At 42.9% G+C, this 25,833-nt stretch carries 23 protein-coding genes; 13 read left to right on the top strand and 10 right to left on the bottom strand.

What is annotated here, in order from left to right:
* Positions 1-52 precede the first annotated feature (52 nt).
* From B0682_RS02935 to rpiA, 4 genes are all read left to right on the top strand, one after another.
* Positions 53-754 (top strand): CoA transferase subunit A, encoded by a 702-nt coding sequence (locus B0682_RS02935; RefSeq protein ID WP_078306997.1) that lies wholly within the window; start codon positions 53-55, stop codon positions 752-754.
* A gap of 136 nt (positions 755-890) precedes the next feature.
* Positions 891-1,520 carry a CoA transferase subunit B gene (locus B0682_RS02930; protein WP_078306591.1) on the top strand — a complete coding sequence of 210 codons (630 nt, stop codon included), beginning with the start codon at positions 891-893 and terminating at the stop codon, positions 1,518-1,520.
* Positions 1,521-1,689: 169 nt separating this feature from the next.
* Positions 1,690-2,487: a 3-hydroxybutyrate dehydrogenase gene (locus tag B0682_RS02925; RefSeq protein WP_078306995.1), complete on the top strand. Its 798-nt coding sequence runs from the start codon at positions 1,690-1,692 to the stop codon at positions 2,485-2,487.
* Between the two features lie 221 nt (positions 2,488-2,708).
* The gene (gene rpiA, locus B0682_RS02920) at positions 2,709-3,404 is read left to right on the top strand and encodes a ribose-5-phosphate isomerase RpiA (protein WP_078306590.1); all 696 of its coding nucleotides are present in this window, start codon (positions 2,709-2,711) and stop codon (positions 3,402-3,404) included.
* A 16-nt stretch (positions 3,405-3,420) separates the two neighbouring features.
* On the opposite strand, the gene B0682_RS02915 is transcribed toward rpiA, so the two are convergent.
* The 4 genes from B0682_RS02915 to B0682_RS02900 form a co-directional block, all read right to left on the bottom strand.
* Positions 3,421-4,212: an ABC transporter ATP-binding protein gene (locus B0682_RS02915; RefSeq protein ID WP_078306589.1), complete on the bottom strand. Its 792-nt coding sequence runs from the start codon at positions 4,210-4,212 to the stop codon at positions 3,421-3,423.
* A gap of 2 nt (positions 4,213-4,214) precedes the next feature.
* Positions 4,215-5,201 carry a FecCD family ABC transporter permease gene (locus B0682_RS02910; protein WP_078306588.1) on the bottom strand — a complete coding sequence of 329 codons (987 nt, stop codon included), beginning with the start codon at positions 5,199-5,201 and terminating at the stop codon, positions 4,215-4,217.
* 95 nt (positions 5,202-5,296) lie between these two features.
* Positions 5,297-6,097, bottom strand: coding sequence for a heme/hemin ABC transporter substrate-binding protein (locus tag B0682_RS02905; protein WP_078306587.1), 801 nt, complete (start codon positions 6,095-6,097; stop codon positions 5,297-5,299).
* A 67-nt stretch (positions 6,098-6,164) separates the two neighbouring features.
* Complete coding sequence (locus B0682_RS02900) at positions 6,165-7,364, bottom strand: ChuX/HutX family heme-like substrate-binding protein (protein WP_078306586.1); 1,200 nt, start codon at positions 7,362-7,364, stop codon at positions 6,165-6,167.
* Between the two features lie 323 nt (positions 7,365-7,687).
* Between B0682_RS02900 and B0682_RS02895 the strand changes: the two genes are divergently transcribed.
* Complete coding sequence (locus tag B0682_RS02895) at positions 7,688-9,910, top strand: TonB-dependent receptor plug domain-containing protein (RefSeq protein ID WP_158077846.1); 2,223 nt, start codon at positions 7,688-7,690, stop codon at positions 9,908-9,910.
* Positions 9,911-9,977: 67 nt separating this feature from the next.
* On the top strand, positions 9,978-11,204 hold the full coding sequence (locus B0682_RS02890; RefSeq protein ID WP_240494830.1) for an HmuY family protein: 1,227 nt from the start codon (positions 9,978-9,980) through the stop codon (positions 11,202-11,204).
* A gap of 38 nt (positions 11,205-11,242) precedes the next feature.
* Here the strand turns inward: B0682_RS02890 and B0682_RS02885 are convergent, their stop codons facing one another.
* On the bottom strand, positions 11,243-11,692 hold the full coding sequence (locus tag B0682_RS02885) for a DUF2254 family protein (protein ID WP_078306584.1): 450 nt from the start codon (positions 11,690-11,692) through the stop codon (positions 11,243-11,245).
* A 41-nt stretch (positions 11,693-11,733) separates the two neighbouring features.
* Positions 11,734-14,220 (bottom strand): 4-hydroxythreonine-4-phosphate dehydrogenase PdxA, encoded by a 2,487-nt coding sequence (gene pdxA / locus B0682_RS09750; RefSeq protein WP_338044633.1) that lies wholly within the window; start codon positions 14,218-14,220, stop codon positions 11,734-11,736.
* A 274-nt stretch (positions 14,221-14,494) separates the two neighbouring features.
* Here pdxA and dnaB point away from each other — a divergent pair, with 274 nt between their 5' ends.
* Genes dnaB through B0682_RS02860 form a run of 3 tightly spaced genes read left to right on the top strand, consistent with a single transcriptional unit; the run spans position 14,495 to position 17,820 of the window.
* Positions 14,495-16,000 (top strand): replicative DNA helicase, encoded by a 1,506-nt coding sequence (gene dnaB, locus B0682_RS02870; protein ID WP_078306583.1) that lies wholly within the window; start codon positions 14,495-14,497, stop codon positions 15,998-16,000.
* A complete protein-coding gene (rsmA, locus tag B0682_RS02865; protein ID WP_078306582.1) occupies positions 15,990-16,901 on the top strand; it encodes a 16S rRNA (adenine(1518)-N(6)/adenine(1519)-N(6))-dimethyltransferase RsmA in 912 nt (303 codons plus the stop codon). The genes dnaB and rsmA overlap by 11 nt, the downstream gene beginning before the upstream one ends.
* A gap of 49 nt (positions 16,902-16,950) precedes the next feature.
* Positions 16,951-17,820 carry a symmetrical bis(5'-nucleosyl)-tetraphosphatase gene (locus B0682_RS02860; RefSeq protein ID WP_078306581.1) on the top strand — a complete coding sequence of 290 codons (870 nt, stop codon included), beginning with the start codon at positions 16,951-16,953 and terminating at the stop codon, positions 17,818-17,820.
* A 59-nt stretch (positions 17,821-17,879) separates the two neighbouring features.
* Here the strand turns inward: B0682_RS02860 and B0682_RS02855 are convergent, their stop codons facing one another.
* From B0682_RS02855 to tusD, 4 genes are all read right to left on the bottom strand, one after another.
* Positions 17,880-18,227: a TusE/DsrC/DsvC family sulfur relay protein gene (locus B0682_RS02855; RefSeq protein WP_078306989.1), complete on the bottom strand. Its 348-nt coding sequence runs from the start codon at positions 18,225-18,227 to the stop codon at positions 17,880-17,882.
* Positions 18,228-18,309: 82 nt separating this feature from the next.
* Positions 18,310-18,777: a hypothetical protein gene (locus tag B0682_RS02850; RefSeq protein WP_078306580.1), complete on the bottom strand. Its 468-nt coding sequence runs from the start codon at positions 18,775-18,777 to the stop codon at positions 18,310-18,312.
* A gap of 98 nt (positions 18,778-18,875) precedes the next feature.
* Complete coding sequence (locus B0682_RS02845; protein ID WP_143823250.1) at positions 18,876-19,187, bottom strand: hypothetical protein; 312 nt, start codon at positions 19,185-19,187, stop codon at positions 18,876-18,878.
* Positions 19,188-19,198: 11 nt separating this feature from the next.
* Positions 19,199-19,591, bottom strand: a complete 393-nt coding sequence (gene tusD / locus B0682_RS02840; protein WP_078306987.1) for a sulfurtransferase complex subunit TusD — start codon at positions 19,589-19,591, stop codon at positions 19,199-19,201.
* Positions 19,592-19,826: 235 nt separating this feature from the next.
* On the opposite strand from tusD, the gene glnE reads away from it, so the two are divergent.
* The 4 genes from glnE (at position 19,827) to B0682_RS02820 (ending at position 25,829) form a co-directional block, all read left to right on the top strand.
* The gene (gene glnE, locus B0682_RS02835; RefSeq protein WP_078306578.1) at positions 19,827-22,820 is read left to right on the top strand and encodes a bifunctional [glutamate--ammonia ligase]-adenylyl-L-tyrosine phosphorylase/[glutamate--ammonia-ligase] adenylyltransferase; all 2,994 of its coding nucleotides are present in this window, start codon (positions 19,827-19,829) and stop codon (positions 22,818-22,820) included.
* Positions 22,821-22,969: 149 nt separating this feature from the next.
* Positions 22,970-23,902 carry a branched-chain amino acid transaminase gene (locus B0682_RS02830; RefSeq protein ID WP_078306577.1) on the top strand — a complete coding sequence of 311 codons (933 nt, stop codon included), beginning with the start codon at positions 22,970-22,972 and terminating at the stop codon, positions 23,900-23,902.
* Between the two features lie 187 nt (positions 23,903-24,089).
* The gene (gene rsmG / locus B0682_RS02825; RefSeq protein WP_143823249.1) at positions 24,090-24,962 is read left to right on the top strand and encodes a 16S rRNA (guanine(527)-N(7))-methyltransferase RsmG; all 873 of its coding nucleotides are present in this window, start codon (positions 24,090-24,092) and stop codon (positions 24,960-24,962) included.
* Positions 24,963-25,007: 45 nt separating this feature from the next.
* Positions 25,008-25,829, top strand: coding sequence for a ParA family protein (locus B0682_RS02820; RefSeq protein WP_078306983.1), 822 nt, complete (start codon positions 25,008-25,010; stop codon positions 25,827-25,829).
* Positions 25,830-25,833: the final 4 nt, after the last annotated feature.

The raw sequence follows: 25,833 nt of genomic DNA, 5'->3' as shown, positions 1-25,833 counted from the left end.
ATTGTTATCTTTTATCATTATTATCATTTATCGTTATAAAAAGGAGCAAATTATGAAACAATATAAAGTCTATGACAATGCCAAAGATGCGTTGGCAGATGTGGTTGCTGATGGGCAAACGCTTGCCATTGGTGGTTTTGGGCTTTGTGGTATTCCAGAAGCTTTAATCACCGCTTTGCGTGATAGTGGTGTCAAAAACCTAACCTGCATCAGCAACAACGCAGGCGTAGATGATTTTGGGTTGGGGTTGTTATTACAAACTCACCAAATCAAAAAGATGATAGCGTCTTATGTCGGTGAAAATAAAGAATTTGAACGCCAGTTTTTATCAGGTGAGCTGGAAGTTGAGTTGACCCCACAAGGCACATTGGCAGAGAAATTGCGTGCTGGTGGGGCGGGCATACCTGCTTTTTATACCGCCACAGGGGTCGGCACTCAGGTTGCTGATGGTAAAGAGACTCGAGAATTTAACGGCAAACAATACATCATGGAACACAGCTTGACCGCTGATGTGGCATTGATTAAAGCCCAAAAAGCGGATAAAGCGGGTAATCTGGTATTTAATAAAACCGCACGTAATTTTAACCCTGATTGTGCGATGGCAGGTAAAATCACCATTGCTGAAGTTGAAGAATTGGTAGAGATTGGCGAGATTGACCCTGACCACGTGCATCTGCCAGGGATATTCATACAAAGAATTGTGGTCAATACCGCTGTTGAAAAACGCATTGAGAAAATCACCACAAAAGATTGATGTTGATGTGTGATGACAGACAGCATGGACTACACAAACCATGGATAACAAAACCATGGATAATACAAACACAGATAACCTTAACCACATATCCTTTAATCACATCTTTTTCACACACTCATAAAAGGACAATAACATGGCTTGGAACAGAGAACAAATGGCACAGCGTGCCGCCAAAGAATTGCAAGATGGTTTTTATGTTAACTTAGGCATTGGCCTACCCACACTGGTTGCTAACCATATCCCTGATGGCATGAATGTTTGGTTACAATCAGAAAATGGACTGCTGGGTATCGGCGAATTTCCAACACAAGACACGGTAGATGCTGATTTAATCAATGCAGGTAAACAAACCGTTACCGCACAGACAGGAGCAAGTTTTTTTGACAGCTCAACCTCTTTTGCCATGATACGGGGCGGTCATGTCAATTTGGCAATCTTAGGGGCGATGGAAGTGTCTGAAAAAGGGGACCTTGCCAATTGGATGATACCAGACAAGCTGGTCAAGGGCATGGGTGGTGCGATGGATTTGGTCGCTGGCGTACAAAGAGTGATTGTGTTGATGGAGCAGACCAACAAACACGGTGAGCCAAAGATATTACCTAAGTGTGAACTGCCGCTGACAGGCATTGGTGTGGTTGACCGCATCATCACTGAGCTTGGTGTGTATGATGTTACCGATAAAGGGCTAAAACTTATTGAGCTTGCTGATGGTGTCAGTTTTGAAGAGGTGCAACAAAAAACGCCTGTTACGGTTTATCAATAGCAATTTATCAATAGCAGTGTATTACAATAGCAGTGTATTAATAGCAACGTGATTAGCAGGTAATGATAACCAGATGGTGATAACTAAGTTTAACCACAGTTTAACTACCAAGTTATTAAACAATCAACTGTATCAAAAAACTGCATCACAAAAACTAAGGATAACGACAATGACTCAAATCAAGCATGATTTAACAGGTAAAGTGGCACTGGTTACAGGCTCAGCCAGCGGCATCGGTAAAGACATTGCTCAAACCTTTGCCAAAGCAGGGGCAATCGTTGCCATCGCTGACATCAATATTGATAACGCTCAAAGCGTGGTTGATGAAATCCAAACTCAGGGCGGGCAAGCCATCGCCATTGAGATGGATGTTACCAACGAAGAAGCGGTCAATAAAGGCGTACAAAAATTGGTGGATACTCATGGCACAGTGGATATTTTGGTATCCAATGCAGGCATTCAAGTGATTAATCGCATTGAAAAAATGGCGTTTGATGATTGGAAAAAAATGCTTGCCATTCATTTAGATGGGGCATTTTTGACCACCAAAGCTTGTTTGCCACACATGTATAAAGACAACAAGGGCGGTACAGTGATATATATGGGGTCAGTGCATTCGCATGAAGCGTCATTATACAAAGCCCCTTATGTCACTGCCAAGCATGGCTTACTTGGGCTAAATCGAGTACTTGCCAAAGAAGGGGCAGAGCATAATGTGCGTTCACATGTCATCTGTCCTGGGTTTGTCAAAACACCATTGGTAGAAAAACAAATCCCAGAACAAGCCGCCGAAAAAGGCATCAGCGAAGAAGAAGTGATTAATGACATCATGCTCAAACACACTGTGGATAAAGAATTCACCACCGTTGATGACATTGCTCAGTTGGCACTATTTTTGGCAGCATTTCCAAGCAAAGTATTCACAGGACAATCCATTGTTGCCAGCCATGGTTGGTTTATGAACTGATGTTAATTGATGAATTGCTGATGGACAGATAAATCACATCAATCCATCAGCGTATCAACTCAAAGCCCTTTTTTTTTAAAGGGCTTTTTTGTATCTTCTACTGCGTCTGTTATTGGTACTGCATCTGTTTGGCACGGTATTTGTTATTGCATCTGTGATTGATAATGTGGTTAAATGACGGATTATGGCTTATCAATACTTATCAAATAAGAAAAATCACCATGACCGATGTCAACACCAATACCGATCCAGCTTTAACCCAAAAACAAGCCGCCGCCAAAGCCGCCTTAGATTATATTGAAGAAGGCATGATTTTGGGAGTGGGAACAGGCAGTACCGTGAACTGTCTGATTGAGCTATTGCCACAGATGAAGCTAAAAGGTGCAGTGGCAAGCTCTCAGATAACCGAAAATAAGCTAAAAGCATTGGGCATTGATGTGCTGGATTTAAATTTTGTTGGTGAACTGGATTTGTATGTTGATGGGGCAGATGAAGTGAATGATGCCTTGCAATTGGTCAAAGGTGGTGGTGGGGCATTAACACGAGAAAAAATCGTTGCTGCGGCATCAAAGCGGTTTGTCTGTATGGTTGATGCCAGTAAAAGCGTTAAGCAGTTGGGGGTTGATTTCCCCATTCCCATTGAAGTGTTGCCACAAGCACGCTCATACGTTGCCAGAGAATTGGTTAAAATGGGGGGTGAGCCAATTTATCGTGAAGGGTTTGTTACCGATTATGGTAACGTCATTTTAGACACTTATGACTTAGATGTGAGTGAGCCACCACACATGGAACATGTTTTAAATAATCTTGTGGGGGTGGTGTGTCATGGTATTTTTGCGGTTAATCATGCCGATGTGGTGTTAAAAGCCACCTCAACTGGCATTGACATTCTGTCATTCACAGAAACAATCAAATAATATCAATCAAATAATATCAATAAAACAGTTTGCCTGCGTTTGTCATGACAGAATGAATGGGCGTTTCATACATCGTGGTTAAATTTTGCTCAGTCATGACAACGTTTGGTGTGCCTTGTGCCAATAAATTGCCTTGATGTAAGGCAATGACCCAATCTGCACACTGATAAGCATGACTTAAATCATGCAGCACCATGATGATGGTTTTTTGTTCATCTTTTTGTAATCTTTGTAGATGGGTCAATAAAAAACGCTGATATTTAATGTCCAAATGATTGGTTGGCTCATCTAATAATAAAATATCAGTATTTTGCATCAATGCCCGAACCATGGCCAAACGTTGCTTTTCACCGCCTGACAGCGTTTGTAAACGGTTATTTTTTAAGTGAATCAAACCAAAATCGGCAAGTGTTTTCTCAGCTTGGGCAAGCATGTTGCCATCAGGCATTTGATACCATGCAAGATGTGGTGTTACGCCCAATGTGGCGTATTCTAAGACGTTTAATGGCAATTCAAATTGTTCATGTTGTCCAACCCATGCAATTTTTGCCTGTTTGACCAAATCATGCAGGGGTTGTTTGTTGATGTGAATGTCTGAATTGATTTGACAATCAGCTTTTTGACCCAAAAGTGCATGAATAAATGTGCTTTTTCCTGCCCCATTTGCACCAATAATCACCGTAATCTGCTGATAAGGCAGGCGGACATAAGTCATGTTAAGTAGGCTTCTTTTGCGGTTTTGTACTGACAGATGGTTGATAATGATGTCGCCAGATGTCTTATTGGCAGATGTGTTGATGAATGGCATGTTTATGCCCACCTTCTTTGAACAAACAGCCATATGAAAAATGGTGCGCCTAACAGTGCTAAGATGATACCGACAGGCACATCGACTGGATAAGCGATTTGACGTGCAATACTGTCAACAACCAATAAAAAGATTGCTCCCAACCACCCTGAGTAAAACATAATTTTTTGCCGACCACCCCCTAAAGCCCCAACCAGCAGATTGGGGACTATCATGCCAATAAATCCGATTATCCCTGATAATGACACAGCAGCCCCTGTCAATAAGGCACAAGCGATGATTACCCACATTTGAGTTGTAACAACGGTCATTCCCATGGAGATGGCGGTGGTTTCACCGAGCATTAATATGTCCAGCTTTCTACCAAGACCCAGTAACATCAAAAGACCAATCAGCATACAGCTGATGGCATAACGTAACGGCACAAAACCTGCTTCTGCCAGACTTCCTGCCAACCAATTGGTGGCACTGCGTAACACCATGTCATCGGATAAAAACAATATCAAACTGACCAATGCCCCACAAAAGGCACTGATGATAAACCCTAAAATCAAAAGCCCAATTTTTCCACCTTTGAGCCAGCGATGGCACACTAAAATCAATAGGCATACCAATAAACTACCAATAAATGCAGACATGGACACAGCAAAACCACCCAAACTTAAGCTTAGGCTTAACACCACGCCTAACGCTGCCCCGCCTGATGTGCCAATCAAACTGGCATCTGCCAATGGATTTTCAAATAAAGCCTGTAGTGCAGCACCACCAACGGATAATGCCAAACCAACCAATAGCGACGTTAATACTCGTGGATAACGAATTTGCCAAACGACATCATCAAGTTGTAGTGGGTTTGACCATGAACCAAAGCCAATCCCCAAACAAAAAAAAATGATGATGACACTCAATAAGATTGCCAAAATATGGCAAGATAAAGGTGATATGAGTGCTGTTTGCTTGGTGGGTTTTAACGACTGCGGTTGATACATGTCCTGCCTTTGTGCCTGCCTGCTGTTTGGCTATTTATTATTTAATGATTTTATTATTTGATGATTGGCTGTTTAACCGCTGATGGTTTAATGGCTTATTTTGCCAGTTTATTGAGCTTGTCAATCACAGCAGGAGAATCTAAGCCATAACGCAAAAAATCATTGGCAGGCCAAAATTGAATGTTGTTATTTTTGGCAGCAGGATTGATGGCGATTTCAGGGCGTTGTTTGTATTGTTCAAGTGAACCCAAAGTGGCTTTATGATGGTCAGCAATGATGATGACATCGGCTTTGGCAGCAAGCCAACCTTCACGAGACATCGGCACAAATCCTTTAACATTCGCAGCGTTAATGCCCCCAGCACGACGAATCAATTCGTCAGCAACAGTGCCTTTGCCTGCCACAATGCGTCCATCATAACTGAGCAAATAGCGTTTTTTGGTGGCAGGTCTTGTGTTCATGCCAGACAGCCATTCATCTGCCATTCTTTGAGCAGCCATAGGCTTACCCATCAATTTGCCAATCTTGACAATGCTGCTGGCATAAGTCGCCACTTTTTCGTTGGGGGCAACATTGATGGCTTCAATGTTGAGTTGATTAAGACGTTGAAAAATACTGGAAGGTTGTGCCATATAACTGCCCAATACCAGGTCAGGTTGGGTGGCCACAATCGCTTCAGGGGTGATGTTGCGGTGCATGCCCACAACGGCGGCGTGTTTTAAGGCGGGCGTTTTGTTGGTGGTGTCTTTACCAACGACTTTATTGGCATCACCTAAGGCAACCATGATGTCAGCAACATCTGGGGTTATGGTAACCACACGTTGATAGGCAAAAGCTGATAAGCTGATGGTTAAGCTTGTTAGCAATAGGGTGAGTTTTTTGATAAATGGTGTCATGGTTATTCCCATCAGGTTGTTCTCATCAGGTTAATCCCATCAGGTCATGGTTATTTGGTCATTGTCATCAAGCAGGGTGTGCTGATTGGGCAGTTTGGGCAATCGGTTTGGCAAAATCTTGTATGAGTTTGTCTGTTACCTGTCGCCAACTTGCCAGCTCAGGTTCTCCCTCTAAGCGTTGTCCAAAAAAGCTGACAATGGTTTTGCCTGATTTGTCAAAAGCTTCCACACAAGTGATGATGCCATCTGATGTTGGGCGTTTGACCACCCACAGTTGAGTAATTGCCACATCGTGTAAGTGTAAAGTAAACTGTGTGCTGTCTTTATCTAAAATATTTATCCAATCACCCGTGCGTTTAATGTGGTGAATGTTACCTGTTTGGATTTGTACCACGCCTGTATTGCCAACAAAGGTCATCAGTGGGCAGTCATGTTCTTTAACGAGTTGAAATAACGGTTCAATGGCATCAACTTGCAGAGCCACGGCATGTTTTTCGGGGGCATGGTGGTAACTACTGGCTCTATCAATCCCCAACTTTTGAATGATGAAATGAAATTGGTGAATGTTGTTCATGTTTAGCCATTGTTGTTGAAAATCAGCAATGGTCTTTTTATCTAAGGCTTGTAATTGCCAATCACCATCATGTTGTTGTGATTTTTTAAGACAGATTTCTTGTGGTGTGTCATCGTTTATCTCATCGGTATCGTTGTTCACAATGTCAACATAGGTATTGGCTTGTTTGGCATACCCATCGATGAGTGCCTGCCATTTTTGTACTTGGTCATCACTGGTTGATTGTAAGAATATTTTGTTAATGGCGTTGCCTTGCTCATCAAAAAATTGCAAGCTGTAGGAGGGTTTATTGTGGTTGCTGTTGTCATTGCCATGAATTGAAATTGCCAACATGTGTTGCCACTGATTGATAAAATAACGCAAATCCAAACCACCCACATTCACCATCAGTGCCATATTTGTGCTGATTTTTAAATTTTGATACCGCCCTATTTTTTCATGAACAGCATGCTCATTACGCACAATGCTCAGTAGCTCATGAAACTGCTCAAGTTTGGTTAATATATCTTGGCATTGTGTCCCAAGATATTGCGAATGTGGTGAAGCCAATAACAACGCAAGTTCACTGACTCCCAATAATTTTGCCCCTTCGGTAGGAAATAGCATGGGTGTTTTGGCTTTTTCTCGTTGATAACGTTGCCAAAGTCGAGCATCTTTATGGCGAATGTCAATACAATCTTGATTGTTACACATGGCTATTGTTCCTTTTAAGTTTTCAATGAAAATTCCAAAACATCAATACCAAGCTGATGTGTCTGTGGTATTTATTTAACAGTACCGCCTGTTTAACAACATCGCTGTTGCCTATTATGGTTAGGTTATGGTCAGATTTTGTTTGCATGGTGTTTGTGTGATTTTTGGTATTATTTTTTGGCGTTGTTTTGGTAGGGTACGGCTAAAAATAACACTTGCAAACGATAATTATTATCATTATTATAAATTAATACTTATCATTTGCAAGTGTTATTGTTAAATAACAGCCATCAGCCATGCCAATCATGTGAATTATGCCAATCATGAAAACATCAGCATCAGTATTAACGTCCTGCTTATCCGCCATCAGTTTGTCTTGGCAAGCTAAAGATTTACAAAAACAGTACGTACAAAAAAATCATAAATCAATGGGGTTTTTTTGTCTGTCGCTGATGATGGGCGTGTGGGTGCCACTGGCGTATGCTGATTATGGGTTTAATGATGTGTCTAATACGTCCATCAATACGCCCATTACCATTCTTGAGCCAATCGTCATCTCCGCCACTCGTAGCCAAAAAACACTGACCGATTCCCCCGTGACTGTTCAGGTGTTAGATGCTCAAACACTTGCCAAACACCATGCCCATACCCTAAAAGATGCCATTGCCTTATTGCCCAATGTGAATTTGCGTCCAATTCATGGTAAGGCAGGCTATGAAGTCATCATGCAAGGCATGGGGGGAGATCAGGTTTTGGTATTGATTGATGGTTTGCCATTAACCGCAAGCACAGGTTCAACCGTTAACCTAAATCAATATCTGAATGCTGAAGTTGCTCAAATTGAAATCATTCAAGGGGCGTCATCAGCTCAGTATGGCAGTTCTGCAATGGGTGGCGTTATTAACGTCATCACCAAAAAAATACACAATGACCAACCCATTAAAAAACATCTTGACATACAGCTGGCAAGTAATGGCAAACAAAACCCATCACAAAAAACAACAGATAACAATGTGACGCATCTTGAAGCCAGCATTGATGCCAAGCTTGATGACAAAGGTCAATGGCTTGGAAGGATATTGGCATCGTATCATGACGATAAGGGGCTAGATGACGACATGACAACTTGGGAACGCATCAAAGATGCCAGCAAACAAAAACAGATGACAGCCAAGCTGGTGTATCGTCCCGATGTTCATAATGATAAAAAACAAGCATGGTTTGAGATGACCAAATATGACGAAGACAATATCAGCAAATTTAAAAGACAGGCTGGTCAAAAGCACGTACAACAGCAACGAGAAGAAAACATCGACAAAACACGTCATGTGTTGGGATTTTTGTATCAATTTGACCCAAATGAACAAATTGACCCAAATAAACAGGGTCAGCATGACAAAAATCATCTCGCTCATCATGTGCTTGCTGGCAGTTTACAAGGGTCATTGTTGTTTGAAGATTATCACAGTCATGCCAATACGTTTGCCTTAAATGCCGACAATGACATCATCAGCACCCCAGTGTTACAACGTCAAGCAAACATTGGTACATATTTGGCTCAATTACAATACAACCTACCAAAATTAACGATGAATAACAGCACCCACTTATTACAAGTTGGCACGCAATGGCAACAAGACAAATTGTCTCAAAGGCAAAATGGCAACAGTGAATTGATGGCAGATAAGGTCAAGCGTGATGCCATAGAAGCTTATGTACAAGATGATTGGCTGCTGGGTGATGATTGGGAACTGTTAACAGGCATTCGTTATCAATATGACAGTGATTTTGGCAAACACATTGTGCCTAAGACAGCGTTAAGGCATACCCATATTGATGATGACGGACGCAGGCATGTTTGGCGAGCCAGTATCGGGCAAGGCTATCGTGTGCCAAACCTAAAAGAACGCCATTTTTTATTTGACCACAGTGCCTATGGTTATAAAGTGCTTGGCAACCCTAATTTACAACCAGAGACGTCCACCAGTTATCAGCTTGGCTACCAGCGACAACTCAACGACCATGCTGATGTGGCATTTAATCTTTATTACAATGACATTAAAAACTTAATTGGAACTGATTACTCTGCTCAAGATGGTAACATTAAAACATTTCGTTATGAAAATGTCAGTGATGCACTCACCTTTGGCGGTGATGTGAGTGGCAATTGGCAGATTGACCAGCACAATCTGTTGGGAATCAGTTACGCTCACACAAAGACAAAAAATAAGCAAACAAAAGCCCAACTTGTGGGGCGACCACAGCACACAGCAATGCTGACATGGCTTTTTCAATTAAACAAAAATCTAGAATTCATCAATCAATTAAAATATGAATCCAAACACCTTGTGGACAGCAAGAAAAAAACCCACTCACCAGGCTGGTTTGTGGTTAATAGCAAAATAAATTATCAACTCAACCCAAATGTCAACGTACATGTGGGCGTGAACAATCTTTTTGACAGACAAAAAGATGCTGATAATGACAATGACTTCAGCCCTGTTGATAACCGTCAATGGTTGGCTGGAGCAAGTTTTAACTTTTAACTTGTTTTAACCAGTTTTTAACTTAACTTTTCACGTTTTTAAGAGCATACTCGGCTCTAAGGAGAAAATGATGCGATTATTGGCTTTAAAATCACCGTCAACTTTGATGGTATTTACTCAAACTTTGTTGGTAAGTTCACTGTTGGCAGGGTGTGGCAATGACTCAAATAATCATGTCAGCTCACAACATAACCCACCATCTGCTAAGCCATCTCAAGGTTTTAGCCAAACTGCCCAATGGCATGTGAATACCCAAAAGGCAGGGGAAAGCTGTTATGATTTTGACAGCAAGGCAGAAGTGGCATGCTCCAGCGATGTATGGGATGTTAAGCTTGAGCATAAAAATCGTGCTTATAAGTTATGGACAAATGGTGGCACAAGTGGCAATGGTCATGGTGGGGCATTGGGTCTTAGGGATTGGCAGACCTTAAAAACCTATCAATATGCGTCCTATGATCCTAAAACCAATCAAGACATCAGTCGCTTTTATCAACAAGATAAGCCAGCTGGTCTTTTTGCAGATAAGCCTTGGTATGTTTACAACCTAAAAGCAAAACATCAGCTTTATCCCAATAATCGTGTGTATTTAATCACCTTAGACTCAAGCAATCGCACAACAACAAGCAGTGTCCAAGCCCCGGTGTATGCGTTACAAATCATCGGCTACTATGATGAAAAAGGCACATCAGGTTACCCCACCATTCGTTATATCGACGTGGCAAACCCTAACAACGTCAACACCAAAACCATTGATGCCAGTGCCACAGATAAATGGGCATATTTTAATCTAAAAACCAATCAAATAACCAGCGAAAATCAAGAGTGGCACATTGCGTTTAATCGCATGAATGTGAAATTAAATGGTGGCGATTCTGGTCAGGGTAAGGTTGGGGCTTATTTGGCAAAAACACCAACTGGCTATTATGATGAAAAAAATCAGCCCATCACCAACAAGTTTGCCTCTGATAACAGCAAAGAAGCACTTAAAGAGTTAACGGATATCCAAGCATATGATGTCAAAGATAATCAGGTTAAATGGGTACAAGACACATTAAGTTCTGTTCTTAATCCTACCCATAAAGGCAATTTCCCCGTGTTGGATTTTGGTTGGTATACCTATGATGGTAGAACACATAAACTGTCAGCAAAACCTGAAAGTGTGGCAGAAGGGGCATTAATTCGCTCAGCAGAGGGCAATAGCTATGCTCGAATGCGACTTAAGGAGATAGGCTATGCTGATGGCTCACCCTTACCAACAAACTTTGTCTATCATTTTGACATTCAACCAAAATGATGCTTAACATGCCGTCGATGGCATTGATGTGTTCATCATCAAACGCCTGTTCTCGATACAAAGCAAACATTGGCATGCCATTGTTCACAAAATCCCCCTTGCGTGCCATAATACTGCATTCCCAATGCCACTCGTGCGATGATGGCATAAATAAACGCTGACACAAAACTTGCAATGGTCAAGCGAGTGCTGTCATCAGCAACCACAAATACCCTTGCTCTCGGGGTGGCGTTATCAGAGGTTGAACCAAGAGCGGTTACCATGATGGATAGGGAAAATGTGGTTACTGTCAACATGCTTGATGCGATGATGTCAAGTAGACTTGATAATGTCTCAGCGGCGATGCTGGGTACAGCATCTTCTGCCAAATAGCGGTTGCCTATGGCAGCGGCCAGAGAAAATACCAAGGCGAATATCACCCCAATTGTGGGCATGATCCAAAGATTGCGATCTGGGTCAGTGAGCCAAGCTTTGATGCGATACCACATAATTTTCCTTAAAAATCAAATAAAATAATCATAAAAGCCAATCAGACCGTCAGGCGTGTTGGTCTTAGCCCAAGGCGACACATCAATTCATAACTGATGGTGTTTGCTGACGTTGCTATCGCATCAATGTGAGGGGCGTTGGGCGGTTGTCCCCATAAGACGACATCACACCCTATCAACTCTGATAAGTCAACAAAAGTCTGTTTGTCATCAGTAAAATGTCTCGCCAAATGACTGACATCTATCATCATCATGTCCATGGCAATCCGACCAATGATGGGGCAGGCGATGCTCAAGGTGTCATTTTTAGCGTTTTGGTGGTGAGGGCGTTTCATGTTGGGTGGCAACATCACACAAACATAAGCGGTCTTATCCACCACCCTAGGATAACCATCACCATAGCCGACACTGACCACCGCCACATGGCAGGGGTGTTGGGCGGTCCAACAACTGCCATAGCCGACACATTCGCCTGCCTGCAAGTGATGCACCGCCATGATGCGACTGATGAACGTCATGACCGTACGCACATTAAGCGACTCAGCACAGATGTCATTAAAAGGAGAACTGCCATATAACAAAATACCGGGGCGTACCCAATCATGGTGCTGGTCAGCAAAACGAATGATGCCTGCAGAATTACATAATGACGCTTGAATGTTTGGGCTAATGGTTAGCCTAAGCAAATCAAGCAAATCATTAAAACGTTGAATTTGGGATTTACTGCTTATCCAATTATGTTGGTCATTCAGATTAATCCGCTTAAAGCTGTCTGCATTGGCAAAATGGCTCATCAGTACCACATCAAATCCTGCGGCATATAACTGGGCAACCGCCACTTGCGTTTGTCGTGCATCAAAACCCAAGCGGTTCATGCCTGTGTTGTACTTAACCCAAACAATGGGGCGTGGGTCATCTGTTGCGTGATTGGCGATATTGGCGATGCTGTCGTTGCAACTGGCATTTGTCATTCTGGGCAGTAAATGCACTTCTGCCCAAGACAATGCCCATTGTAATTGTCTGTGCTGATGAATGACGCACATCATGCCCTGATTTTGACAAAGCAGCCATTCATCATAGCTAAATGCCCCTTCTGTCAATAAGATGGGCTTATTCCAACCTGCTTTTCGACAGTCCATGGCTTCTGCCAAACATGCCACTCCGATGGCATCAGCATCTATTAGGGCGGGCAAACACACATCAATACCATGCCCATAAGCATCTGCCTTAACCATGGCAAGCACTTTGGCTGTTTTGCTCAGGGTCTTGATTTGTTGTAAATTATGACAAAGGGCATCGGTGTCAATATGGATGCTGGCATGACGGGCAAATACCTGATCGCCAAAGGCAGTCAAAGCGGTAGACAGTGGGTTTAAAGCAGGTTTATTGGTCATTATCATAGGGTGGGTTTCGGTGGGGTTCATATTAACGTGAGTGTTAGGGTTGATGTTAAAAGAATAACGTGAGTTTATGTCAGTTGTCATGTTGGTTGTCATGTCAATGGCACTCACCAAGGCTTGAGCCAAACTGCTGGCTGATGCTTGTCCTGTGCCAGCCAAATCCAATGCCGTACCGTGGTCGACAGATGTTCTGATGTAGGGCAGTCCTAAGGTGATGTTGATGGAATCGCCAAAACCATGTGATTTTAACACAGGTAACCCTTGATCATGATACATGGCAATGATGGCATCACACTCTTGCAAATACCGCTGAGTAAACAAGGTATCAGCAGGCATCGCCAAACTGATGTCGTGTCCTTGTTGTTGTAGCTTGGTGAGTACGGGATTGATGATGGTGATTTCTTCTTTACCCAGATGTCCACCTTCACCTGCGTGGGGATTAAGACCACAGACCAATATTTTGGGCTTGGCAATACCAAACTTATGTATCAGGCTATCTAATACAATGTGTGCCGTCATGTGTACCTGCTTTGGAGTGATGGCGGCTGGCACAGCGTGTAAGGGCAAATGGGTAGAGACAAGGGCAACTTTCATTTTTTGATTGGCAAGCATCATCACCACTTTATTGTTAATACCATCAATGCCATTCATCTGCATAAAATACTCGGTATGTCCACTAAATGGCGTGCCATTAGGTAAGGTCAGCTTGGCATCAATTAAGGCAGATTTTTGTAAAGGAGCGGTTACGATGCCAGCCACCTTTTGTTGACTGGCAAGCGTGTGTGCCAGTCGTAACTGTTCAAGCACCATGGCAGAATTATGGATATTGATGATGCCTGGCTGAACAGGCTCGGCGGTGGCGATGGGTAATACCAAAAAATCTTGGGTTTGCCAGTCTTTAACAGTGGCTAAATTAATGACTTGCCAATTTGGTTTTCTGTCTAATGTGTTGATAAGCTGTGTTTGACGCTGTTGTAAGGCTTGCGGGCAGGCAGTTACCAAAAATGGGGGCAAATGATGGCGATGACGCAGGCGATTGAGTGTGCCATCGGAGGCAAGTTGTAATATAATATCCATACCGATGCCAGCTGGCTCACCTGTGGTGATGAGTAAGGGGCGGTGTGTCATAGACGTTCCTACACTGATATTGCGACACTTAGCTTATAAAAGCCACATAAAGCATGGCTAACATCATTCATCATTTAAGTTAACATCAATGACGTTAACATCATTTAAATGCTTGGTTAGACCTTACTGACACGTCATTTTATAAGGTTATGGGCATTTTCGCCATATCTGATGACCAAAACACCAATTAAATACCAATTAAAAATCAATCGCACAATCAACCACACAACACAATCAACAAAACACAATCAATAAAACGCACTTTAGGTTAATCATGACTGAATCACAACTCAACATTCCCCAACAAAGCTTGCCATCAAAACAAGAATCAGCAACCAACACAAACTTGCATCAAGCACATGGTTCACATGGCTTAAACGGTTCACATGGCTTAAACAAAGAAGGGTTGCTCAAACAACTGCCACCGCATAACATGGAAATTGAAAAAGCACTGTTGGCATCGTTGATGAGTGTCAGTGAATCGTATGACCGCATTGCTGATATTGTGCGAACACAAGATTTCTATGCTGTGCGACATCAGTCCATATTTAATGCCATCAGTGCTTTAGCCCACGCCAATGAACCGTATGACAGCGTCATGGTTTATGAATGGTTAGAGCGACAAAAAAAGTTGGACATGGCAGGCGGTGAGCAGTATTTGGGTGATATTTTATCGCAAAGCCCTGCCACTTTATTTAACTTAACTGGCTATGCTGAGAGAGTCAAAGAACTGTCCACCTTACGTCAACTGATTGACGCTTGTAATGAGGTGCTTAATTTGGCATATCAGCCCAAAGAACAAAGCATCAGCGAGATACTTGATAAGGCTGAGTCAAGTATTTTTGCCATCAATGAGCAATACAGCAAGCGAGCAGGACAAAAAGGCCCAACGGCGGTTAGCGACATTCTTCCCAGCGTGGTCAATCAAATTGATGAACTCAGAAAAACCCCAGGTGGCATGATTGGGCTTGAGACCACCTTTGTGGAATTAAATAACAAAACACAAGGGTTACAAAATGGTGATTTGGTGATTGTGGCGGCACGTCCGTCCATGGGGAAAACCACCTTTGCCATGAATCTGGTAGAGAGCGTCTTATTTAAGCATGATTTACCTGTGGTGATGTTCTCCATGGAAATGCCGTCTGAATCCATTGTCATGCGTATGATATCATCATGGGGTATGGTCAACCAAGCCCGTTTGCGTTCAGGGCAGATGAATGAAGAAGAATGGGCAAGAATGATAAATTCGGTTGAACATATCCAAAACACCAAGCTATATATTGACGACTCACAAGCCCTACCACCATCAGAAGTGCGTTCACGCTGTCGCCGTATCGCTAAGGCTTATGATGGCAGGCTTGGGTTGGTTGTGGTGGATTATTTGCAATTGATGAAAGTGCCAAGCATGGACGGCAATCGAGTCGGTGAAATCTCCGAAATTTCTCGTAGCTTAAAAGCATTGGCCAGAGAGATGAATTGCCCTGTGATTGCTTTATCACAGTTGAATCGTAGCCTAGAAAACCGCCCCAATAAACGCCCCATCATGTCAGATTTACGTGAATCTGGGGCGATTGAACAAGATGCAGACTTGATTATGTTTATCTATCGAGAAGAAGTGTACAATGAACATACCGATGCCAAGGGGGTTGCTGAGATTATCATTGGCAAACAGCGAAATGGTCCTATCGGCACAGTGCGGTTAGAGTTTGAAGGGCAATACACTCGCTTTAAAAACTTGACGAATGAGTTTAGCATGGACATACCATCTTATGAAGAATGATACCCTTACCCACCTTATCAATGCCCACCAATTCAATGCTCACCAACCACGCAAACGCTTTGGGCAGAATTTTTTACATGACCAATCCATCATCGCTCAGATTGTTGATGCCATTTATCCACAAAAAGATGATTTATTGGTGGAGATAGGTCCGGGTATGGGGGCATTGACTGAGCCGATGCTCTCACAAGTGGATAACATGACGGTGATTGAATTGGATAAGGACTTGGCAAGCAGTTTGCGGTTGCGTATTGGTGCGCACAGCCATGGTAACTTTACCATTGTGCAAGATAACGCCATGACAGTGGATTATCGCTTGCTGCATCAGAACTTAACTCAGAGCAAACAAGCCACCAAACCAGCTAACAAGACATTTGTTGTCAGTGCCAGCGATAAGTTACGCATTGTTGGCAATTTGCCTTATAACATCTCCACGCCCATTTTGTTTCATTTGCTTAACTTTACAGACATTATCCAAGACATGCACTTTATGCTACAAAAAGAAGTGGTTGACCGAATCACGGCTGACGTGGGTACAAAAGCCTATGGCAGACTATCGGTGATGATGCAATATCACTGTGAGCCACAATATTTGCTCACCGTACCAAATGGGGCGTTCAACCCACCGCCTAAAGTTACCAGTGCGGTGTTTCGTTTAACACCTTATGTTAAAAAACCTGTTACCGCCAACGATGAAGCACGATTTGCCATGGTGGTCAGAGAATGTTTTAATCACCGCCGTAAGACTTTACGAGCGATTTTCAAAAAAAATGCCCTATTACCAACCCTGCCAACCACTGCTTTTGATGACATCGGAGTCGATGAAATGGCACGCCCAGAGACGCTGACGGTGGCAGACTTTGTGGCATTGAGTCATGTTTTGTACGACAGTGGTCAATAAGCAATCCTAACTGATATGTATTAACCAACATAAAGCAAAAGGAGCAAAAGTGGCTTTCCGACATCAATACGTCATTGGTGATTTACAAGGGTGTTACCAAGCTTTTAATTTATTATTAGATAAACTAAATTTTGACAAACGCCAAGATAAGTTATGGCTGGCAGGTGATATTGTTGCTCGTGGAGAAGATTCACTTGCCACCTTACGACAAGTCAAAAAACTGTGCGAACAAGGGACGGCAGACATTGTGCTTGGCAATCATGACATCAATTTAATTGCTGCATGGCGTGGCGTGGTCAAAGTCAAAGCCAAAGACAAAACCCAACCGATACTTGACGCGCCAGATGTTGATGAGTTGATGAACTGGCTTAGACATCAGCCAGTATTGCAGTATCCTGATGCCAATACGGTCATGGTACATGCAGGCATTCCTCCCCATTGGCACATCAAAGACGCTGATGGCCATGCCAAAGAGTTAGAAGCTCAACTAAGAAGTGGCTTAAAATATTTAGACAGGGTGCTGCTACATCTATACAGTAAACAAGCCGATGATTGGTCAGATAAGTTGCATGGCTACACACGAGTGCGTGCCATCTGCAATTATTTCACTCGCATGCGACTTTGTAAGCGTGATGGCAGTTTAGAGTTTCATTTTAAAGGGGATTTAAAGCAAAAAATGCCCAAAGATTTTTGTCCTTGGTTTGACTGGCAGGTGCAAAGAAAGCGTAAGATTTTATTTGGGCATTGGGCAGCGTTGCAAGGACAGATTGATTTACCCCATGCTAGGGCGTTGGACGGTGGCTGTGTGTGGGGAGGGCAGTTGTTGGCGTATCATTTGGACAGTGGTAAAGTAACGGCAGTGGATAATCCTGTTGTCAATGCTGTCAATTCCACCCATTCTATTAAAGACAGCCAGTAGCGAATGGCTGATGAGCTGTGATGACAGTCGGTGATGACTGTGTGGTTATGGCATGTGGTTTATAGGCAGTTAGGCGGTTTGGGTAATCCTGCAATGCGATTGACGTGCCTTGCCACCAGCCCTGTGTTAAACAGCTGTTGTAAAAGTTGGTTACTGATGCCCTGCTTGGGCAGTTGTTGTTGTAGATATTTAATCAATGCACGAGTGGTTGGCGGGTGATGATAAGTGGCATAAAACTGCCTAACCGTCGCTAAGATGACATGATGAACATCGGTTAAGGTGATGCCCAAGGTATCTGCCAGTTGTTGAGCCACTTGTGGTGTCCACTGATGATGATTGAGCAAATGACCGTCATCATCTAAGGGTAAGTCATCTAAGGGTAGATTTAAAGATGCGTTATTTGCCATATTTTTAAGCCGTTTGGTTGCTGTTGATTGTTTTTTTTTTGAATTATTTTTTGATTTGTGGGGGGTGTTAGGGGGAGGCATGTCATTGGCTAATGGTGATGACCTTATCTGCCTGATTCACCAAATCCACCCACATCAACTCGTCAATTAAGTTGATGTCATGACGTTGCAATGTTGTTTTGACGGCTTGTTGAGCAGTTGGGTTCATGGCATCAAGGTCGGACTTTAAGGCAAACCAGCTAATTTGCCTCATCTTGCTTTGTTCGGTGCTGGTTTCGGTGCTGGTTAAAGACAAGCAAGTTAAGGGCGTATCATCTGGCAGATTGCCATTCATTGGCATGTCCGTGTCTGCTGTCATGTCGCTGATAAACGTTTCTAGGTAAGTAAACAGCCAGTCTGCATAAGCTGCGGTTTGGTTAAGCAATAAAACTTGTGTGTGAATGTTGGTCGGTTGAGTGTTGGTCGGTTGATGGATAAATGTCATCAGTGTGGCGGTATTTTTCTTTAATTTATCCAAGTTACTGTGCAATAAAATCAGTTGGGTGTGCATATGAACTGGCTCTTAATCGGTAAGGTTTCATATATGGCATGGTTTTTATGTCATGGTTTTATGTCATCATCATTATGGTTTTTTTGAATTTGAATGGGCTATAGTGATAACACTTGCTCAAATTTTGTATAATCCACATTTTCAGGAACGAACATAAACCGCTCTGCCAAAGTTGGCTCAAGCATGCCAAAAAGCCAACCTGTTTGTACGCTGTCTTGAAGCCACACGGTGGGCAGGTCATACAATGGTAATGATTCAATCATACCTGACACTCGTGTGTTTTTTGCCAATAATTGCCCATAAGTGGTTGGGTTAAGCAGTAACTGCACCCGATGGTCAAAACTTGCCAAGGTCAAGGCCAAAGCCAATGCTTCGTATAACAAAAGCTCACTGGGTGCGTGAATGTCCATAAGAATGTTCATTAAAAAGTCACCACTTTATGCGAGTCCATCAGTATGGCAAGCTCACTTAAACCCACCAATTTAAAACCTGTTGCCAAACTGTCCCCTGTCAGTTGATGGCGTTTGGCATTGTCTGCATCACATACCCCACGTGCCAACGCTGTGCTGACGCACACAGGCAAGGTCATGCCATGCTGATGAGCAAATTTTTGCCAATCTTGGGTTAGATTGATTTGGTCATCAGGTTGCCAACGCAATCGGTTGGCAATGCTGGCAGCATCGCCATAAAAGAATATTTTTAATTCCGTGGATAATGTGTTATCAGCATACATTTGTTTGGCATAAGCTTGGCAAAATTGTAGTGCTTTATGTGCCAATGAATGTGTCGGTGGGCGAGTCATCAAGACAAGCATGGGGGTCGATGTGGGGAGAAATGTATCAGTAACAGCGTGTGACATACAAAACCATCTGGTTTAAACTTATGGTCAGATAAGTATAGCAAAACTTATCTTCTTTAACAAATTGTCTGTGTGTTGCTGATTTCTGTGTGTCAGTGCCATCGATTAATGCCATCGGTCAGTACCAATGCCAAGCCAATGCCAAACAGTCGTTGCCAAAAAGCCATTACCAAAAAATAGGTAACATCATATGTCCAATGAAGCAATCCCCAATAATTTAGCCCCCCAAAATTCAGCCCCCACCTCTGAGCAAAAAAAAGCCTTAGAGCAAGCCAGTGAGTTTGCCCATCAGTTATATGCCAAGCAGTCTGGCGTTTGTGATGCCTTTTTGCGTGGTTATCCGCTGTTTGGCACGCTAAGCAAACAGCAAATCGAAGACCTTATCCAAGATTACACTTTAGATGCAGAGTATCAGCTTGCCGATGAGCAAGGGGTTATGAAAGGTCTGCGTCAGTTAAGAAACCTACTGATGATGAGATGGATATGGCAAGATGCTTTACATCTGATTGGTCTTGAGAAGCTGACTGAAGAGCTGTCAGCTTTTGCTGATGGTTGTGTCAAGTTTGCCAAAGATTATGTGTACAATCAGCTGGTGCGTCGTTATGGTGAACCGATGGTGTTGGGGGCGAATAACAAACCAAATAACAAACCGAATAACAAACAAAGAACAGCTGTCAAAGATGATGTGGCAATCTTTGCCATGGGCAAGCTTGGGGCAAATGAGCTGAATTTATCCAGTGACATTGATTTGATATTGGTGCATCAAGGTCAAGGAGAGACTCAACCGCCAAAGTTGTCAATTCAATCATCAGCTGATGTATCAAGCACACACAAACAAAATTACAAACCGATTGATAATAAACGGTTTATGACTCGCTTGGGGCAAGGCATCATTAAGCTATTGGACAGCAACACGGCTGATGGGTTTGTGTTTCGAGTAGACATGCGACTTCGACCATGGGGCGATGGCAGTGATTTGGCAATTCATGAGTCGGCGTTGACGACATATTTTAGCAAACATGGGCGTGATTGGGAACGGTTCGCTTGGTTAAAAGCACGGGTGATAAATGACATTGATGCTGGATTTGCCAAGCGATTAACCAGCATCATTAAGCCGTTTGTGTTCCGTTATTATGTGGATTATAGTGCGTTTTCGGCATTAAGGGAAATGAAATCGATGATACAAAGCCAAGTGGCTCAGCGTGAGGATTTAAGCAATATCAAGCTTGGCGCAGGGGGTATTCGAGACATTGAGTTTATTGTGCAAGCGTTTCAGCTTATTTATGGGGGGCGTTATCCACAGTTACAGGTCAAGCCGTGTTTGCAGGCGATGAAGCGGTTGGTGGAATTTGATTTGTTAAGTCAAGAGCATTACCAAGCATTGCAGTCTGCTTATCGGTTTTTACGGCGGTTGGAGCATGGCATTCAAGCCATTCACGATCAACAGACCCAACGGCTACCCACAGATGACCAATGGCAACACAATTTGGCAATGACGTTGCGGTTTGATGATTGGCAAGCATTGTTGGCACAGTTAGATGAGCATCGCCATCAAGTGATTGTCCAATTTGATAAAATGGTAACCTACCGCCAATCTGCCCATGAGCAGGCATTTTATCCTGACAAGCAAGATGTGGGTAAGCTAAATGTCATCTTGACTGCTGATAATGAACGACGGCTCAAAGACTTTTGGGCAAGTAAAATGGTGGCATCATTAACCGATGAAGCACGAGAACGGTTAAATCGTGCTTATCCTGTCATGGTGTCTGCTTTATTGCAACACGAGCAAAGACAACAAGGGGCAAATGACGCTTTGCCCAGATTGTTAGATTTGCTTGAAGCCATTTGTCGGCGGTCGATTTACTTGGTGATGTTGGCAGAAAACCCCAATGCCACATTTAACCTAATTCCCATGCTGTCCGCCAGTCCTTGGATTGCCAGTGAGTTGGCACGTTATCCTGTGTTGCTTGATGCGTTTTTACAACAACGCCATCATCATTTGCCAGATAAAGCCAAGTTGCGTGATGTCTTACAGCAACGTTTGCTTGGGGTTGAGCCTGATGATGAAGAAGGACTGCTGAATGTCTTAAGATTGTTCAAAAAAATACAGGTAATGGCGGTGGCAAGCAGTGATGTCATTGCCGAACGCCCCATCATGAAAGTGTCAGACTCGCTCACCTTCATTGCTGAGGTGGTGCTGGAAAAAGCCTTATATTTTGCCTTTACAAGTTTGGTGAAGCGACACGGTTACCCCATTAATCAGCAAGGTGAACCTGTTACAGAATCAGCATGTGGTTTTGCCATCATTGGCTACGGTAAATTGGGTGGTATTGAGATGTCATATTCATCAGATTTAGACCTGGTGTTTTTGCATCAAATCAATGAACGTGCAATGACCACAGGAGAAAAATCCATCAGTGGCATGAAGTTTGCTGCCAGACTTGCCCAAAAATTGATGAACTATCTTAGCACCCAAACTCGTGATGGGAGAGCCTATGAGATTGACATGCGACTAAGACCGTCTGGTAATGCTGGTTTGATGGTGGTTTCTGCCAACGCCTTTGAGCAATATCAGTTAGAAAAAGCATGGGAATGGGAGCATCAAGCCTTGGTGCGAGCCCGTGGCATTTGTGGTGATGGGCAGGTGATGGGTGTGTTTGAACGCATTCGCAGGCAAGTGTTGTGTTTGCCCAGAGAATCACAAGCGGTCAAGCAGGCTGTTATTGAAATGCGAGCAAAGATGCAAACCCATTTGGGCAGTCAAACAACGCTTAAAGACCAAAGCAAAGTGCATCTTAAACAGGATACTGGTGGCATTGTGGACATTGAATTTTTGGCTCAATATGCGGTGCTTGCTTATTCTCATCAATACCCTGAATTGGCGAGATGGTCAGATAATGTGCGTATTTTTGAGACCTTGGAGCAGACCCACATATTCACCAGCGAACAGTGCAAAATCTTGACGGACAGCTATTTATTGATTCGAACAGCCACGCATCAACTGGCATTGTCTGAAAAATCGCTTGTGGTTGATAAAGATAAATGGCAACAAATCCGTCAAGCAGTTAAAGACATTTGGTATGAAATCTTAGGCTCACGACAAAGTGATGCTGACACGCCATCATTAAAAAAAGAGCAGTTGCCGTTGCCATTATATGAGCATCACAGTATGGGAATCACATAAATAGCCAAATCAAAAATAGAAAAGTTGCTTGTAAATGGTGCTATAATCCAAGACATACCATATGCTGTTTATCATGGTATTTGTAACATCGCATTTAAACAGCGATATCATAACCGTTATTTGCAACAAAATTGAAAAAGGAATGAACCATGAACATGGCAGAACAAACAGGAAAACTTTGGCTAAACGGTACTTTTGTTGAGCAACCAGATGCCAAGATACATGTGTTTACTCACAGTTTACACTATGGCATGGCGGTGTTTGAAGGTGTGCGTGCTTATCAGACCGATGATGGGCGTACAGCAATTTTTCGCTTACAAGATCATACCGTGCGTCTGCTTGGTTCGGCCAAAATTTTGCAACTTGATGTGCCATACAGTCAAGATGAACTTGAGCAAGCACAAAAACAAGTCATTGTTAAAAATGCACTGGCTGAAGCTTACATTCGCCCTTTAATATGGGTTGGGGCAGAAAAATTGGGCATCTCTTCTTGTGGCAACAGCATTAACGCCATGGTTGCTGCTTGGCATTGGGGAGCATATCTGGGCGAAGATGGCATAAAAAATGGCATTCGAGTCAAAACATCTAGCTACACACATCACCTGCCCAACGTTACCATGTGTAAGGCAAAGGCAGCGAGCAACTATCCTGTCTCCATCTTAGCCAATCAAGAAGTTACCAAAAATGGCTATGATGAAGCCGTTTTAATGGACCCCCAAGGATTCGTTTGTCAAGGTTCTGGGGAAAATTTATTTTTGGTCAAAAATGGTGAATTACACACCCCAGATTTGGCAGGTGGGGCATTAGATGGCATCACTCGCCGTACCATCATGCAGTTTGCCCAAGATTTAGGCATTAAGGTGCATGAGCGTCGCATCACTCGTGATGAGTTTTATCTGGCAGATGAAATTTTTATGACAGGCACAGCAGCGGAAGTTACCCCCATTCGTGAATATGATGACAGAATCATCGGTAATGGCGGTCGTGGTGAGCTGACTGAACAATTACAAAGCCTATATTTTGATGTGGTGCATGGCCGCAATGATAAATATGCTCATTGGTTGAGTTATGTTAATCAATGATGTGGCTTGTTAAATGATGTGGTGTGTGATTGTCAGCAGTCTGCAAAAATAGGCAAAAACAACATACAAAAATAAAAAGACAGCTTTAGGGGTGTCTTTTTTTGTTCATTCCCTGCCTGTGTCATGTTAAAATGGTTTTTTGCATCATTTTGATGGCCATTTATGACATCGCTTATAAGCACATTCTATGACTAATCAAAAAGCCAATCATTCTGTGAGTATCGGTCAGCTGTCAGATTTGACAGCGTTAAAAGGCGATGCGGTTGTTATTAGCAACATGCTAGATAATGCACTCAAGCAATTTTCCAAGCTTGAGTTATCAGCAGGACAACGGTGGCAGTTGTTAAGCTATCTTAATATGCTGTTGTTTTGGAACAAAGCCTATAACCTAACTGCCATCAGTGAGCCAAAAACCGCTTTTATTAAGCACATTGTGGATTGCTTGGCAATGGTGGCACATTTGCCAGCTGACCGTTTGGCGGTTGATGCTCTTGATGCCCCCATTCGTTTGTTAGATGTGGGAACGGGAGCAGGATTGCCAGCGATGATTATCGCCATTTGTCGCCCTGATGTGCAGTGTGTGGCATTGGACAGTAACCAAAAAAAAATACGCTTTATCAAGCAGGTTGCCAGTGAGTTGGGCGTTCGTAACTGTTTGCCAGTGGCGGCACGCATTGAAACCCATATTGAAACCCACACGGACAGTTATGACTGGATAACCTCAAGAGCATTTGCCAATTTGCAAACGTTTGCTGATGTGGCCATGCCTTATTTGACAGAATCTGGTCATCTTTTGGCAATGAAAGCACGCCTGCCAGAGCTGTCGCATTTAAAGATGGATTTTGTGGCAAAAAATGATGATAACCAATATATTCATAGCCAATCTCAAAATAATCACCAGAGCATGGCAACCAAAACTGATGCCAAAACCGATATGATGTTATCAGAGACTGCTGAACAGTATGCGCAGCTATCACAAAACTGGCGCATCAAACTTATCGAACTTGACGTACCCTATTTAGATGAGCCACGACATTTGGTTACCATGCAGTCATACTGACCTAATATTCAAATTATTTGTAGCAAAGGTGTCATATTTCTTATGATGGAAATCATTGCAATCGCCAATCAAAAAGGTGGTGTTGGCAAAACAACCACAGCGGTTAATTTGGCTGCAAGCCTACATGCCAAACATAAACGAGTTTTGTTGATTGACTTAGACCCACAAGGCAATGCCACATCTGGCACAGGCTTGGACAAATCAGAGTTACAATTGACCATGGCAGATGTGTTGCTTGAAGGCGTGCCTGTACAACAAGCGGTGGTAACATCACCATCGGGGTTTGACGTGGTGGGAGCAAATAAAGACTTGGCAGGCATGGACATTACTCTTATGGGTAAAACCGACAGCCATAGGCTATTAAAGACTGCCCTTGACCGCTTAAAAGACATGCAAGAAAATCAAGCAAAACCTTATCATTATGTTCTTATTGACTGCGCTCCAAGCCTAAATCTATTGACCATCAATGCCTTGGTGGCGACACAAGGAGTCATCATTCCCATGCAATGTGAATATTACGCATTAGAAGGATTGGCGGATTTATCCAGTACTCTTGATCGCTTAACTGAGCTAAATCCAGAGCTGCATATTAGGGGAGTGGTGCGAACTTTATTTGACAGTCGCAATACCTTGGCTAATGATGTTTCTGATGAATTAGATGCCCACTTTGGTGATATTATGTATCGCACTTGCATTCCTCGTAATGTTCGCTTAGCAGAAGCCCCAGCTCACGGCATGACCGCCATTGATTATGAAGCCAATTCTAAAGGGGCTAAGGCTTATCAAAAACTTGCTAACGAAGTCATCAAACAAACCAAGCAAAAAACCAAGCAAATATCACTTTCTTTGCAAACAAAAACGCCTTAATTTA

Origin of the sequence: Lwoffella lincolnii, from assembly GCF_002014765.1 — a bacterium.
GTDB lineage: Bacteria > Pseudomonadota > Gammaproteobacteria > Pseudomonadales > Moraxellaceae > Psychrobacter > Psychrobacter lincolnii.
This window is presented reverse-complemented; position numbering and strand designations above follow the sequence as displayed.

Bases quoted from the DNA above. Each gene is read 5' to 3' on its own strand.
- B0682_RS02935 (WP_078306997.1), top strand. From the start codon at position 53: ATGAAACAATATAAAGTCTATGACAATGCCAAAGATGCGTTGGCAGAT.
- B0682_RS02930 (WP_078306591.1), top strand. From the start codon at position 891: ATGGCTTGGAACAGAGAACAAATGGCACAGCGTGCCGCCAAAGAATTG.
- B0682_RS02925 (WP_078306995.1), top strand. From the start codon at position 1,690: ATGACTCAAATCAAGCATGATTTAACAGGTAAAGTGGCACTGGTTACA.
- rpiA (WP_078306590.1), top strand. From the start codon at position 2,709: ATGACCGATGTCAACACCAATACCGATCCAGCTTTAACCCAAAAACAA.
- B0682_RS02915 (WP_078306589.1), bottom strand. From the start codon at position 4,212: ATGCCATTCATCAACACATCTGCCAATAAGACATCTGGCGACATCATT.
- B0682_RS02910 (WP_078306588.1), bottom strand. From the start codon at position 5,201: ATGTATCAACCGCAGTCGTTAAAACCCACCAAGCAAACAGCACTCATA.
- B0682_RS02905 (WP_078306587.1), bottom strand. From the start codon at position 6,097: ATGACACCATTTATCAAAAAACTCACCCTATTGCTAACAAGCTTAACC.
- B0682_RS02900 (WP_078306586.1), bottom strand. From the start codon at position 7,364: ATGTGTAACAATCAAGATTGTATTGACATTCGCCATAAAGATGCTCGA.
- B0682_RS02895 (WP_158077846.1), top strand. From the start codon at position 7,688: ATGAAAACATCAGCATCAGTATTAACGTCCTGCTTATCCGCCATCAGT.
- B0682_RS02890 (WP_240494830.1), top strand. From the start codon at position 9,978: ATGATGCGATTATTGGCTTTAAAATCACCGTCAACTTTGATGGTATTT.
- B0682_RS02885 (WP_078306584.1), bottom strand. From the start codon at position 11,692: ATGTGGTATCGCATCAAAGCTTGGCTCACTGACCCAGATCGCAATCTT.
- pdxA (WP_338044633.1), bottom strand. From the start codon at position 14,220: ATGACACACCGCCCCTTACTCATCACCACAGGTGAGCCAGCTGGCATC.
- dnaB (WP_078306583.1), top strand. From the start codon at position 14,495: ATGACTGAATCACAACTCAACATTCCCCAACAAAGCTTGCCATCAAAA.
- rsmA (WP_078306582.1), top strand. From the start codon at position 15,990: ATGAAGAATGATACCCTTACCCACCTTATCAATGCCCACCAATTCAAT.
- B0682_RS02855 (WP_078306989.1), bottom strand. From the start codon at position 18,227: ATGGCAAATAACGCATCTTTAAATCTACCCTTAGATGACTTACCCTTA.
- B0682_RS02850 (WP_078306580.1), bottom strand. From the start codon at position 18,777: ATGCACACCCAACTGATTTTATTGCACAGTAACTTGGATAAATTAAAG.
- B0682_RS02845 (WP_143823250.1), bottom strand. From the start codon at position 19,187: ATGGACATTCACGCACCCAGTGAGCTTTTGTTATACGAAGCATTGGCT.
- tusD (WP_078306987.1), bottom strand. From the start codon at position 19,591: ATGCTTGTCTTGATGACTCGCCCACCGACACATTCATTGGCACATAAA.
- glnE (WP_078306578.1), top strand. From the start codon at position 19,827: ATGTCCAATGAAGCAATCCCCAATAATTTAGCCCCCCAAAATTCAGCC.
- B0682_RS02830 (WP_078306577.1), top strand. From the start codon at position 22,970: ATGAACATGGCAGAACAAACAGGAAAACTTTGGCTAAACGGTACTTTT.
- rsmG (WP_143823249.1), top strand. From the start codon at position 24,090: ATGACTAATCAAAAAGCCAATCATTCTGTGAGTATCGGTCAGCTGTCA.
- B0682_RS02820 (WP_078306983.1), top strand. From the start codon at position 25,008: ATGGAAATCATTGCAATCGCCAATCAAAAAGGTGGTGTTGGCAAAACA.